Raw genomic sequence first — 13,493 nt, 5'->3', positions numbered from 1 at the left:
TTTTCCTCCGATGTTTTCCCGTCGGCCTCTGGTTGGGTCGAGGCCGTTCGGGTCTTAAAAGCCGTATTTTGCGAACAGGATCAGGCGGGTCATGTCGCCGGACAGATTGTTCTCGAGCTTGCGCTCACCGAACATGAGTTCGGCCCCCACATCCAGTCCTGCAAGCGGGGTGTAGATCAAGTTCCCGCGAACGCTGGTGGCGGATTTGGTTACGCCCAGACCGGTGAGTGAAGTCGGGTTGTCGATCGACTGGTGCGCTGCAATCAGCGACGAGCGCCAGCCCGGTGCCCAGACGTGGCGATAGGCGGCATAGCCCCCGATTACGCCGATGGCCTCCAGCTTGCCCGAGGCATCCAAAACCGCATCATTGGACAGGTTCAGACCGACATAGCGGCCGATCCCTTCACCGCCCGTCAGGACGAAACGCACATCGTCCTGTTCGCCCACCTTGAACTTGCCGGTCGCGGACAGACCCCAGCCCATGACCGAGCTGTCGATGTTCAGCGGCACGTCCTCATAGGTCAGCTGTCGCACCAGACCCGAAACCTGGAACTCGCCCCACGGGCGCGTCACCAGATAGCGGGCCACGATATCGGGCATCAGATTGTCGTCGGCCACGATGCGCGCGCCGCCGCGGAAAGGCGTCACGGTGGTTTCGGGATTTTCGACGGCGATGGCGAACGGGCCGCGCGTATAGCGCACCTGCGGCTGGCGGACGATCAGCGAGCCTTCGACCGGACCGACATAGTCGGCGGTTTCCGGCATGGTGTTCAGGTTCACGAAGGTGGTCCATTCCTGACCCACCAGCCAATTGTCGATCGTGACAAAGGCGCGGCGCAGGGCGGGGGTGGATGGGTTTGTCGTGCGCTGGTCGCCGGTTCCGGGCAGGGCCTGGAAATCCATTTCCAGTCGGGCGCCGACCTTGTGCCCGCTGACATTGCCATCCGCGGTCAGCCAGAAGCGGGTCTGGCGGGCGCTGAAGTCGGTGTCGGTGCCTTCCGAACGACCGCCGACGGGGATGGAGCCGGGCAGGTAGAAGTCCTGAAGGGTGTCGCCTGCGCCGGGGGCACCATCGCCATAGTTGCTTATCTTGGCATCGGTCTTGATGAAGCCGCCGAAGTTCAGGGTCAGATCGCCGACCCTGAAACCCTTGCCCGCAGCAGAGGGCGCGGCGGGAGCAGTGGCCGGGGCGGGGGCGGGTGCCGCGGCCATGACGGGTGCAGGCGGGGCCTGCTGGATTCGGCTGGTGTCATTGGCAAGCGCTTTAANNGGCGGGGCCTGCTGGATACGGCTGATGTCATCGGCAAGCGCTTGGGTGCGGACTTGCTGGTTGCTCTGGTTCTCTCGCACCGCAGCCTTGAGCGCGTTCAGCTCGGCTTCCAGTTGGGCAATGCGGGCTTCCAGCGCAGCGCTTTTATCTTGCGCGGATGCGGACGTCGCGACGAGGAGCGCAGCAAAAGCTACGCCGCCCCAAAGGCGGTGTTGAGCCATGTTTTCCTCCCGGTCCTGTCATTTTTTGCAGGTCCCGAAGGCACCTTTCCGCGTGACGTTGGTTTCTGACATTAGCTAATGGTCTAATCTCGACCAAAGTCGAGACATGTCATTCTGTCGCCATGACGGTCGGGCAGATAGGCCAATCATTAAGGATGGAAGGACATTCATGGATCGCATCGTCGTCGCTGACGATCACCCGCTGTTCCGTGAGGCGCTTGTTTCGGCAGTGCGTAAGGCACGGCCAGATGCAGGGGTGGTGGAATGCTCCAGCTTTGCCGAGGCGGACGCCGCCCTGGGCAAGGAGCCGGTAGATCTGTTGCTGTTGGACCTCAAGCTTTCGGATGTCGAAGGCATGACGGGTCTCAACCTGGTGCGGGCCAACCATCCGGCTGTACCGGTGGTGGTCGTCTCCGCCAGCGAAGAGCCGCATACGGTGCGCCGTGCGCTGGCAGTGGGCGCTTCGGGCTTCATTCCCAAGTCGGCATCGCTGGACACGATGGTGGAAGCCATCAGTCAGGTCCTGGACGGCGAGACATGGGCTCCGGACGTCGGTGAGGCCGAGGGCGAGGAGGCGGACCTGCAAAGCAGGATCGCCAGCCTGACCCCGTCGCAGCTGCGCATCCTCGAGGGCCTCAAGGCGGGCCGACTGAACAAACAGATCGCCTATGACCTCGGCGTCACCGAGGCCACGATCAAGGCCCACCTGACCAGCGTCTTCCGCAAGCTGGGCGTCCAGAACCGCACGCAGGCCGTTATCCTGTCCCAGCAGATCGATCTGGGCTGATAGGCCTTTAGCCGTTCAGAAAGGCCTTCAACGCCGCAGGCTTGATCGGCTTGGGCAGCAGGACGGCGCCGTGTTGGGCCACCTGTGCGCCCAGCCGGTCCTGCGTGGCGGCGGTTACCAGGGCGATCCGGCGCACGTCGCGCCGTTTCAGCTCCTCGATCAGGGCCAGACCGTCCATCTGGCCATCGCCCAGATGCAGGTCCACCAGCGCGGCATCGAACGGACCCTCCAGTTCCAGGGCCTCTTCGGCCGAGTTGGCGAGGGTCGGCACAGCACCCCAACGTTTCAGCAGGACCTCCAGCGCGGCGGTAATCGGCTGTTCGTTGTCCACGCACAGCACCCGCTTGCCGAACAGGGGCGTGCGCGATGTGGCGACCTTGTCCACCGGCGACATGACCGCGCCGGTGCGCGGCGTCGAGATGCGGAACTGCGATCCGCTACCGATGCGGGACTGGACCGAAAGCGGGTGACCCAACAGGTCCGACAGCCGCTGTACGATCGCCAGCCCTAGCCCGGCCGCGGGCTCGTCAACCGGGGTGCCGGGCAGGCGCACGAACTCTCCGAATATCTTGGCGCGTGACTCTTCGGGAATGCCCCGACCTGTATCGACCACCACCACATCGATCCGTCCACCACGACGGCGGGCCCCGACCACGACGGCACCCTTGTCGGTATAGCGGATGGCATTGGCGACCAGATTCTGGAGCATGGACCGCAACAGATCGCGGTCTGTGGAAATCCACACCCGGGTCGGATGGACCCGAAGTTCCAGCCCCTTGGCCTTGGCGATAGGGGTAAATTCGCGGGCGATATCGCCAAACAGCTGGTCCAGAGCCAGAGGGGCAATGGCGGGATCAACCCCGCCCGCCTCCAGCTTGGACAGGTTCAGCAGGGCCGTCAGAAGGCGGTGTGCGCTTTCGATGGAGCGGTCGGCATTGATGGCCAGTGTCAGGGACTCGCTCTGTTCGACGCACGGGTCCTCTCTCAGGGCACCGATGAACAGGCGCGCCGCGTGAAGCGGTTGCAACAGGTCATGGCTGGCCGCCGCCAGAAAGCGCGTCTTGGAGGCGGTGGCGCGTTCGGCCATTTCCACGGCGGCCTTCAGCTGGGTGGTGCGTTCGGTAACGCGGGCTTCCAGCTGTTCATTGGCCTCTTCCAATTGGCGGGCCGCGCGGCGCAGGTCGGTGATGTCGGTATAGGACGTCACATAGGCTCCGCCGGGCAGCGGTTCGCCGACCACGCGCAGGACACGACCGTCCGGCCCCTGACGTTCGTGGAAGTGGTGCTGGCGGCGGGACAGGGCTTCGAGGCGCCGGGCCACCCAGGATTCCGTCCGTTCTGACTGGGGCTCGATCTCGCCATTTTGGGCATTGTGGCGATAGACGTTGGCAATCGGCATGCCGACATGCAGGAAATCATGCGGCAGGTCGAACATCTCGACATAGGGGCGGTTCCACGCAACCAGCCGCAGTTCCTCGTCCACCACGGCGACGCCCTGATCGATATTGTCCAGCGTGGTCAGCAAGAGCTGGCGGTTGAACTGGACGGCCTGAGAGGCCTCGTCCAGCATACGCACCACGTCTTCTGGCGCACGGCCACCACCGGACAGGGCGGCACCGATCACGCGGCGCGCGGCCACAGCCCCCAGTGCGCCCGCTAGCATGCGCTCTGCCGCACGCGCCAGACCGGCATCGGCCGGATCGTTGGGGCGCAGCCGCACGCCCGCTTCCTGTGCCCAGGCCTCAAAAGCGCTGTCTGCGCGATCCTCGCCGATGAAACGCGAAACCAGAACACGCAGGTCCTCGACCGAGGCCCCTGACAGGTGGCCACGGGCCTCCAGCCATTCCGAACCCATATGATCGACAAAGGCGCGGGCCTGTACGCGGTCGATCAGACCGGGCGCTGTGACGCGGGACACGATCACATAGGTGATCAGGTTCAGCCCCAGCGACAGGAATACGCCCGCGGCGAACGGATCATCCAGTCCCATCAGCTGTGGCAGGTGGAAGGGGAAGCCCGGTGCCAGCTGCGGCAGGGCCAGCAGCAGGAACCACACCGCCATGCCCACCCACAGACCTGCCATCGCCCCCTTGGCATGCCCTGTGCGCCACAGCACGGCCCCGAACAGGCTGGGTGCCAGCTGGGCCAGAGCCGCAAACGACACCAGCCCCATCGCCGCCAGACCGCTGGATTGGTCCATCGCCTGATAATACAGCCACGCCAGAAACAGGATGCCGATGATGGCGGCGCGGCGGATGTTCAGAATGCGACCGGCCAACTGGTTCAGGGGCGTGGTCGGCCCGCTGCGCAGCGCCCCCGTCACCGGCAGGACGAGGTTGTTGGACACCATAGCCGACAGGGCCACCGCCTCGATGATGACCATTGCGGTCGCCGCCGAAAAGCCGCCCACAAACACGATGGCGGTCAGCAGGGGCTGACGGCTTTCGAACGGCAGGGCCAGCACAAGCAGGTCGGGGTTGGCATCGGCCAGCCCCAGTCGCCCCGCCGCGACCAGAGGAAGAACCGCCAGCGAGGTCAGCAGCAGATAGATCGGGAAGAGCCACTGTGCACGGCGGATCTCGCCGGGCGATCCGCCTTCGACAAAGCCGACGTGGAACTGACGGGGCAGGCAGAAGACGGCCAGTGTCGAGACAAGGGTAATGGCCATGAAACGGGCATTGCCTTCGGGCCAATAGGCCAGATCGCCCAGACCCTCGCGGATGGCGGCGGGGCTGTTCTCGGCCTTGCCCAACAGCAGGATGGCAAATCCGGCAGCGGCCAGCAGCGCGCACAGTTTGACGATGGACTCCACCCCGATGGCCTGGATCAGGCCGCGGTTGTGTTCGGTCAGGTCGGGGCGGCGGGCGCCAAACAGAATGGCGAATCCTGCCAGCACACTGGCCAGGATCAGGACCGCCCAACTTTCGGACCCGGCAATGCCGCTGTCCACATTGATCAACTCGCCCGCCATCGTCAGCGAGCGAAGCTGCAGGGCGATGTAGGGCAGGGAGCCAAGGATGGCGACGATGGTCACAGACGCTCCCAGAAGGGGGCTCTTGCCATATCGCGATGACAGGAAGTCGGCGATGGAGCCGGCGTTGGCGCGCTTGGCCGCCGAGGCGATCCGGCGCCACATCGGGAACAGCAGCGTCAAACCGATGGCCGGACCGATATAGATGGGCAGATACTCCCACCCGCTGCGGGCCGCGGTGCCGACCGCCCCGTAATAGGTCCAGGAGGTGCAGTAGATGGCCAGCGACAGCGAATACAGGCTGGGACCGAGCAGGCCGCTGCCACGGGCCTTGATATTGGGCCGCTCATACCACCATGCGATGGCAAACAGGGTGGCCATATAGGCCGCGGTCATGACCAGTGTCGCGAAGCTGAACATCATCGCATCTGTCCCCCTTAACGGCGGCACCACAAGAGGCCGGGTACCTTAAAGTTGCAGACGGCTCCGACAAAGCGGGCGGACCGCACGCTGCGATCCGCCCCAGTCTGTTCGAGAGAAGTCTGTACCGGCGTCAGTCGTGGATGTTCACGTCCTTGCCTTCCTTCACGAAGATCGCGCCGATGATGACGGTCAGGACCGCAATCACGATCGGGTACCACAGGCCGTAGTAGATATTGCCCGTGGCGGCGACCATCGCGAAGGCTGTGGTCGGCAGGAAGCCCCCGAACCAGCCGTTACCGATATGATAGGGCAGGGACATGGAGGTGTAGCGGATATTGGTCGGGAACATCTCGACCAGGGCCGCTGCAATCGGGCCGTAGACCATCGTCACATATAGGACCAGCAGGAACAGGATGCCGATCACGACGGGTTTGTTCACCAGACTGCTGTCGGCCTTGTCGGGGTATCCGGCTGCCGCCAGCGCACTGGCCAGACGGGCGTCAAAGTCCTTCTTGGCGCTGTCGAAGTCGGCCTTGGCCAGTTGTTCACCGGCAAAGCTCTGGACCTCGGTGTCACCGATGCGGATCGAAGCCACCGTACCGGCAGGTGCCGCTATGTTCTCATAGTTGATGCCCGCCTTGGCCAGATAGGATTTGGCGACATCGCAGGAGGTGTTGAACACCGTCTTGCCGATCGGATCGAACTGCAGGTTGCAGTTGGCGGGATCGGCCACGACCGCCAGCGGCGACGAGGCGACAGCGGCTGCCAGGCGCGGGTTGGCTGCCTTGGTCAGACCCTGGAACAGGGGGAAGTAGGTCAGGGCGGCAATCAGGCATCCGGCCAGGATGATCGGCTTGCGCCCGATCTTGTCCGACAGCCAGCCGAAGAAGACGAAGAAGGGTGTCGCCAGCGCCAGCGCTGTGGCGATCAGGATGTTCGACAGGGCCGGATCGACCCTCAGCGTCTTCTCGAGGAAGAACAGGGCGTAGAACTGGCCCGTGTACCAGACCACGGCTTGACCCGCGGCCAGGCCGAACAGGGCGATCAGCACCAATTTCAGGTTCGGCCAGCGCAGGAAGCTGTCCTTCAGCGGGGTCGTCGATCCCTTGCCCTCGGCCTTCATGCGCTTGAACGCCGGGCTTTCGGCCAGCTTCAGACGGATCCACAGCGACACACCCAGCAGCAGGATGGAAACGAGGAAGGGAATACGCCAGCCCCAGTCGAGGAAGGCTTCCTCGCCCACCACGGTCCGCACGCCCAGAATGACCATCAGGCTCAGCAGCAGGCCGACCGTGGCCGTGATCTGGATGAAGGAGGTGTAGAAGCCGCGCTTACCGTGGGGCGCATGCTCGGCCACATAGGTTGCGGCACCGCCATACTCGCCACCCAGAGCCAGACCCTGGATCAGACGCATCAGCACCAGAATGATCGGGGCTGCGACGCCCAGAACCGCATAGGGCGGCAACAGACCGACCACAAAGGTGGACAGTCCCATAAGCAGCATGGTGACGAGAAAGGTGTTCTTGCGCCCCCACAAATCGCCGAGGCGGCCAAAGACGATGGCCCCGAACGGACGCACGGCAAAGCCGGCCGCAAAGGCCATCAAGGCGAAGATAAAGCCGGTGGTTTCATTCACGCCCGAGAAGAACTGGGCAGAGATAATCGCGGCCAGAGAGCCGTAGAGATAGAAGTCGTACCATTCGATAACGGTACCGACGGACGAGGCGGCAATCACCAGCCGGTCGTTTTTCGCGACCGAGTGATCCCCGTCGTCCGACCCGTTAAGGGTTCGGTCGGTCATGGGAGATTTCCCTTCCTGTAAGGCCGCCCCCTCAGGCGGCCATGTTTCCCTGATGCACCCCGTCTTTTCGCGGGGCGTCATCAGGGAGACTGACAGGAGGAATGTCGATTTGCAGAGATCGACGTTCGTCTAAACCGCTAGGCTGCGATTAGATGCCCAGGCACAGGTATTTGATTTCCAAGTAATCTTCCAGGCCGTGGCGGCTGCCTTCTCGGCCCAGACCCGACTGTTTGACACCGCCGAACGGGGCCACTTCGGTCGAGAGGATGCCGGTGTTGATACCGATCATGCCCGTTTCCATCGCTTCGGCGACGCGCCAGATGCGGCCGATGTCGCGGCTGTAGAAATAGCCGGCCAGGCCGAAAATGGTATCATTGGCCAGGGCCACACCCTCGTCCTCGGTCTCGAAGCGGACCACCCCTGCCAGGGGGCCAAACGTCTCTTCTTGGCAGATCAGCATGTCCTGGGTGACGTCGGCGACGACGGTGGGCTGGAAGAAGGTGCCGCCCAGTTCGTGGGGCTTGCCGCCGGTCAGGAGTTTCGCACCCTTGCCGAGGGCGTCATCCAGGTGTTTCTGCACCTTCTCGATGGCCTTGTCGTCGATCAGGGGGCCAACCTGCACGCCCTCTTCCATGCCGTTGCCGACTTTGAGTTTTTCGACCTCGACCTTCATCTTCTCGACGAACTGGTCATAAACGCCGGCCTGCACATAGAAGCGGTTGGTACAGACGCAGGTCTGGCCGGCATTGCGGTATTTGGAAGCGACCGCGCCCTGGACGGCGGCGTCGATATCAGCATCGTCAAACACGATGAACGGGGCATTGCCGCCCAGTTCCAGCGACATCTTCTTAATCGAGCGGGCGGACTGTTCCATCAGCGTGCGGCCTACCTCGGTCGAGCCGGTAAAGCTGATCTTGCGCACGGTTTCGTTGCTGGTCAGCTCGCCGCCGATAGCGCTGGCCGAGCCGGTGATCACATTGAACAGACCCTTGGGCAGACCGGCCTCTTCGCCCAGCACAGCCAGTGCGAAGGCGCTGTAGGGGGTCTGGGCGGCAGGTTTGAGCACCACCGCGCAACCGGCGGCCAGCGCAGGCCCAACCTTGCGGGTGATCATGGCCGAGGGGAAATTCCACGGCGTAATGGCCCCGACGACGCCGACGGGCTGGCGCAGGGTGATGATGCGCTTGCCCTTGTCATGTGTCGGGATAACCTCGCCATAGGCGCGCTTGCCCTCTTCGGCGAACCATTCAAGGAAGGAGGCGGCATAGGCGATCTCGCCACGCGCCTCGGTCAGGCTCTTGCCCTGTTCGGCGGTCAGCAGACGGGCCAGTTCGTCCTGATTGGCGAGCATCAGCTCAAACCATTTGCGCAGGACCTTGGCGCGGTCGGCGGCGGTGCGCGAGGCCCATTCCTTCATCGCCCTGTCGGCGGCTTCGATGGCGCGGCGCGTCTCGCTGGCCCCCATGTTCGGTACAGTGCCCAGCACTTCGCCGGTCGCGGGATTGGTGACGGTGATCGTCTCGCCCCCGTCGGCATCGATCCATTGGCCGTCAATGAAGGCCTGCTGCCGCAAAAAGCGATTTTCACTCATGACTCACTCCCTATCGTTGTGGAGTGAATTAGGGATATCGCCACTCTGTATTCAAGGGCGGAAGTGGCCGTGATTACGGCTCAGCCCGCTTCACTGCGCAATAACAGACCCGTCTTGATCAGGTCCGACAGGCTTTCGGCCTGCATCTTCTGCATCACCTTGGCGCGGAAAACCTCGACGGTGCGGGGGCTGATATCCAGTGTCTGGGCGATGGCCTTGTTGGACAGACCCTCGATCAGGGCGTCAAAGACCTGACTCTCGCGCGGGGTGAGGCGATCGAACTTCTCGCGCGCCGCCGCGGTGATGCGCTGATGCTCGCCAACCTGTGTCAGGCGGGACAGGCAGCCGCGAACGCTTTCGATCAGGCGCTGGGGATCAAAGGGCTTTTCGATGAAATCGACCACGCCCTGTTTCATCAGGCTGACAGCCAGCGGGACATCGGCGTGGGCGGTGATGACAAGGATAGGCCACGCCGCGCCGCGTGTTTCACTGATGTGGCGGACGACTTCGGATCCATCCACTTCGGGCATGCGCAGGTCGGTCACGACGCAGGCGGTCTCGTCCTGCGGCATGGCGCGCAGAAAGTCTGCGCCCCCGGCAAAGGCGCGGCAACGGATCCCCTGACTCCGCAACAGAGTGACCAGGGAATCACGCATCCCCGCATCATCATCAATGATGAAGACTGATGGCGTCATTCTTCGGCATCCTGGTTGGCAGTGGTAAGGTTAAACGAAAAGCGGGCACCGCCCCAACGCGACACCCCGACGCGTAGATGGCCTCCATGACTTTCGACAATGGTTCGGGTCACAGAAAGCCCCAGCCCCATACCACCCGACTTTGTGGAGGTCATGGGTTGGAATACGCTGTCTACCTGATCGGGGGCAATACCGGGGCCGCTATCTTCAACCGCTATTTCATAGGCACGGTCCGATATTTTCTGGCCTGTGATCAGCACATTCGAACTGTTCGGGCTGGCTTCGACGGCATTGCGCACGAGGTTCACCAAGGCCTGCTGTACCTGGATCCGGTCCATACGCACCGTGTCGGGCAAGGCGATGTCGGTGGTGATGCGGATGTTCCGGTCCTGACCTGTCAGGGTCAGGATGGGCAGAACATCGTCGACCACGCGGCTGACACGCTCCTTTTCCAGGGCCCGCATTTCCATCGTCAGCAGCTCGCGCATGCGGCGGATGATCTGTCCGCCGCGAAGCATCTGCGCCTTGGCGAGGTCTGTGGTCCGTAGCGCGCTTTCGCCCAACGGGCCCGCAGCCTTCATGTCCTCCTGCGCGGCGTGCAGATAGGCGGCGGCGGCACCGAGGGGCTGGTTCAGTTCGTGGGCCAGGGTCGCTGCCATCTCGCCCAGAGAGTTCAGACGCCAGACCTTGTTGAGCTGGGAGTGCAGCTCGCGGGCCTGCGCATCGGCGGCATGGCGGGGGGTGAGGTCCACCAGACGGATCAGCGGTCCATCCGGCGTGTGATCCAGCCACAACTCGACCGGCACGGGGGACTGGTCCGGACGGTTGGCCAGCCAGTTGGTGCGATCCGGCTCGATCAACCGCGAGCCCAATCCCTGATGGGCGTGTTCCTCGAAGCAGAAACCCTGCACCAGTTCGGAGAAGGGCTGTCCGACAATCTGTGTGGAGGGAAGGCCGAAAATGCAGGCGCAGGCTTTACTGGCGCGTTTGACCTGTCCTTCGCCGTTCAGCAGAACAACGGGCACGGCTTCCAGAACGCTGCGAAGAACTGCACTTTCGGTGGTCTGGTTCAGGCCGTAGATGCCGCGTCGCGGGCGATAGGCCACCAGGGTTATGGCCGCGACGATGGCCGAGGCCGCTCCTGTGGCCAGAGCGGGGCCCGCGTCCACCGTTCCTGCATGGCTCAAGGCCGCCAAGCCACCCCAGACGAGAAGCTGTGCGGCGAGCGTGGTCCGCCATCCCGTCAGTGCCGCGGTGGCGGCCATTGCGGTGACGGGTGCCAGCAGCTCCAGTCCATAGCTGTTGTCCATCAGACCCGGCGAAAGCGAACCTGCCGCCAGACCGAGCGAGGCGACCGTACGCACAGCAACACCAATGGGTTCCGGACGCGAGCGGATCGGCGGCGCAACCGGTTCGGCAACAGAGTCGGCAATCGGGGCAATAATGGCAGTGGCCTTAGAAAGGGAATGGGAGGAACAATGTTGCATTCCCTTCTGAGGCGAACGGGGTGCCGGGACAACCCCCGCAGAGCGAACACATCACTGCAAATCGGATAACATCGTTATCATAAAAATGCCCAACTTAACAATAAAATCTCACGCAACTACAGTTCGGTAAGACATCCGGCTTAGCCATATAGGGGATTGCCCGTACTCACCGGTTTACCGAAACCTACGTTTGTACGGGCAGATGGTCGTTAATCTTTGCCGAGGTTTATGAATGACCCCCCGGATGCCCTTCGCGCTTCAGAATGAAACGCTGAATGCATTGCACTGCGCCAACCGTGGCCGGACGCGGGGGATCGCTCATGCCTTGGCACGTTACGGACGGTGCGGGAACGCCGGTGTAGCGGGTCTTGGGGGACGAGTGTGATGTTGAGCGTGCTTAACAATATGAAGATCCAGCAGAAGCTGACCTTCGCTTTCGGTGGCATTATCGCGGCCATCCTGTTGATGTGTCTTGGTGTCTATTTCGGCGTAAGCGGCGTCGAGAAGAACCGTCGCGAGGTCGAGCGCGTCAATGCGGCCCAACAAGCGGCCGTGCATGCCCAGCTGCACATGTCCCGTCAGGATGCCGCCTTGCGCGCCTATGTGATGTCGCGAATCCCTTCGGCCATCGATGCCGTCAGCGACCACCGCTCCAGCTTCAACAAGGCGCTCGACGAATACATCTCTCTGGATCCCGCGTCGCAGGCGACCGTGGAACAGGCCCGCGCCGGTGTGGAAACCTGGTTCGAGGCCGTAGCCGTGCGCGGTGTCGGTCTGGATAATCTGGCGGACTATGACAGCTCGGGTCTGCTGGCTCCGGTGGACGAGGCCCTTCAGAAGCTGGTCGATGACCGCGCCGAGGAAGCGGCGGCCCTGGCGGCGCGTCAGGCAACCATCGCCAATCTGATGCGCATTATGATGGCCGTGGGCTCCATCGCGGCGCTGGGCATGGCCATCGGCTGCGGCTTCTGGCTGACGAGAGGGCTGGCCCGTCCGTTGCGCGCCGTGGCGTTTGCGACGCGCCGTCTGGTCGCCGGTGACACCCACGTCGATATTCCCGCGATCGGTCGCACCGACGAGGTCGGCCAGATGGCCTCTGCGGTTGCGCACTTCAAACAGGTCACGACCGAGCAGAATGCCCTGAAGGTCCGCAACGAGGCCATGCAACGCGAGGCCGAGGAGGCCCGCGCCCGCCGCGAGGCCGAGTTGGAGCAAAGCCGCCGCAACGATGAACTGGTGGTGACGGCGCTTGCCGAAGGTCTTGAGGCTATGGCCCGTGGCGACCTGACGTGGCGCATCACCGCCGACTTCCCGCAGTCGGCCGTAACCCTAAAGACCGACTTCAACGCCGCGATCGAAAGCCTTGAGCAGGCTGTGTCGCTGGTGAACGCCAATGTCTCGGTGATCCACATGGGGGCCGAGGAAATCAGCGCGGCCTCCAACGATCTGTCCTACCGCACCGAGCAGCAGGCCGCGACACTGGAAGAAACCGCCGCCGCGCTTGACCAGATCACCGTCACGGTGGGCCGTACCGCCGAGGGCGCAAAGGAAGCCGCCGAGGTCGTGCTGCGTACCCGCTCTGACGCCGAGCGCAGTGGCGTGGTGATGAACAACGCCGTCGAGGCGATGAATGCCATTGAGGATTCGTCCCGCCGCATCGGTGCGATCATCGGGGTGATCGACGAGATCGCCTTCCAGACCAATCTTCTGGCCCTGAATGCCGGTGTGGAGGCCGCCCGTGCGGGCGACGCGGGTCGCGGTTTTGCCGTCGTCGCGTCCGAAGTGCGTGCACTGGCCCAGCGCTCGGCCGATGCCGCCAAGGAAATCAAGTCGCTGATCTCGGCCTCGGGCCAACAGGTGACTCAAGGTGTGCAACTGGTCGGACAGACCGGTGACGCCCTGCGCCGCATCGTTGAGCGAGTGGCCCAGATCGATGCTCTGGTGAATGAAATCGCCGCCTCGGCCCAGGAACAGTCCACGGGCCTGGGTCAGGTCAACTCGGCTGTGAACCAGATGGATCAGGTTACCCAGCAGAACGCCGCGATGGTAGAGCAATCGACCGCTGCCTGCCACGCTCTGGCGACCGAGGCCGAGGAACTGGCCAGATCGGTGGCCCGCTTTGTCGTGACGCAGAAACTGGCCAGCCGTTCAGGACCGCAGGCGCCCGCAGCTGTCAAGCGACCGGTCGCTGCGCCTGCGCCTGTCGCAAAGGCCCCCGCGGCACCTGTGGCAGAGCGTTCGGTGGAA

General features: G+C 63.5%; 8 protein-coding genes. 2 read left to right on the top strand and 6 right to left on the bottom strand.

Translation table 11 applies throughout. From position 1 onward, the window contains the following. Nucleotides 1-54: 54 nt before the first annotated feature. On the bottom strand, nt 55-1,212 hold the full coding sequence (locus B3H86_RS05660) for a DcaP family trimeric outer membrane transporter (RefSeq protein WP_422653072.1): 1,158 nt from the start codon (nt 1,210-1,212) through the stop codon (nt 55-57). 448 nt (nt 1,213-1,660) lie between these two features. Here B3H86_RS05660 and B3H86_RS05655 point away from each other — a divergent pair, with 448 nt between their 5' ends. Further along, nucleotides 1,661-2,278, top strand: a complete 618-nt coding sequence (locus B3H86_RS05655) for a response regulator transcription factor (RefSeq protein WP_292051825.1) — start codon at nt 1,661-1,663, stop codon at nt 2,276-2,278. 7 nt (nt 2,279-2,285) lie between these two features. On the opposite strand, the gene B3H86_RS05650 is transcribed toward B3H86_RS05655, so the two are convergent. The 5 genes from B3H86_RS05650 to B3H86_RS05630 form a co-directional block, all read right to left on the bottom strand. Then, on the bottom strand, nt 2,286-5,672 hold the full coding sequence (locus B3H86_RS05650; RefSeq protein WP_292051824.1) for a PAS domain-containing hybrid sensor histidine kinase/response regulator: 3,387 nt from the start codon (nt 5,670-5,672) through the stop codon (nt 2,286-2,288). A 130-nt stretch (nt 5,673-5,802) separates the two neighbouring features. Next, nucleotides 5,803-7,473 (bottom strand): MFS transporter, encoded by a 1,671-nt coding sequence (locus B3H86_RS05645; RefSeq protein ID WP_292051823.1) that lies wholly within the window; start codon nt 7,471-7,473, stop codon nt 5,803-5,805. Between the two features lie 148 nt (nt 7,474-7,621). After that, complete coding sequence (locus B3H86_RS05640; protein WP_292051822.1) at nt 7,622-9,064, bottom strand: NAD-dependent succinate-semialdehyde dehydrogenase; 1,443 nt, start codon at nt 9,062-9,064, stop codon at nt 7,622-7,624. An 80-nt stretch (nt 9,065-9,144) separates the two neighbouring features. After that, nucleotides 9,145-9,759 (bottom strand): response regulator transcription factor, encoded by a 615-nt coding sequence (locus B3H86_RS05635; RefSeq protein WP_292051821.1) that lies wholly within the window; start codon nt 9,757-9,759, stop codon nt 9,145-9,147. Beyond that, nucleotides 9,756-11,246 (bottom strand): two-component system sensor histidine kinase NtrB, encoded by a 1,491-nt coding sequence (locus B3H86_RS05630; protein ID WP_292051820.1) that lies wholly within the window; start codon nt 11,244-11,246, stop codon nt 9,756-9,758. The genes B3H86_RS05635 and B3H86_RS05630 overlap by 4 nt, the downstream gene beginning before the upstream one ends. Nucleotides 11,247-11,630: 384 nt before the next feature. Between B3H86_RS05630 and B3H86_RS05625 the strand changes: the two genes are divergently transcribed. Then, nucleotides 11,631-13,493: methyl-accepting chemotaxis protein (locus B3H86_RS05625; protein ID WP_292051818.1), on the top strand; the 1,863-nt coding region annotated here is incomplete at its 3' end.

The sequence above is a fragment of the Brevundimonas sp. UBA5866 genome, assembly GCF_002432125.1.
In the GTDB taxonomy this organism is placed as follows: Bacteria; Pseudomonadota; Alphaproteobacteria; order Caulobacterales; family Caulobacteraceae; genus Brevundimonas.
Note: the sequence above shows the minus strand (reverse complement) of the source record. Positions and strands in the feature narration are given on the sequence as shown.

Excerpts from the sequence above, each read along its gene's own strand:
- B3H86_RS05640 (WP_292051822.1), bottom strand. The coding sequence starts at position 9,064 with ATGAGTGAAAATCGCTTTTTGCGGCAGCAGGCCTTCATTGACGGCCAA.
- B3H86_RS05650 (WP_292051824.1), bottom strand. The coding sequence starts at position 5,672 with ATGATGTTCAGCTTCGCGACACTGGTCATGACCGCGGCCTATATGGCC.
- B3H86_RS05635 (WP_292051821.1), bottom strand. The coding sequence starts at position 9,759 with ATGACGCCATCAGTCTTCATCATTGATGATGATGCGGGGATGCGTGAT.
- B3H86_RS05655 (WP_292051825.1), top strand. The coding sequence starts at position 1,661 with ATGGATCGCATCGTCGTCGCTGACGATCACCCGCTGTTCCGTGAGGCG.
- B3H86_RS05645 (WP_292051823.1), bottom strand. The coding sequence starts at position 7,473 with ATGACCGACCGAACCCTTAACGGGTCGGACGACGGGGATCACTCGGTC.
- B3H86_RS05660 (WP_422653072.1), bottom strand. The coding sequence starts at position 1,212 with ATGGCCGCGGCACCCGCCCCCGCCCCGGCCACTGCTCCCGCCGCGCCC.
- B3H86_RS05630 (WP_292051820.1), bottom strand. The coding sequence starts at position 11,246 with ATGCAACATTGTTCCTCCCATTCCCTTTCTAAGGCCACTGCCATTATT.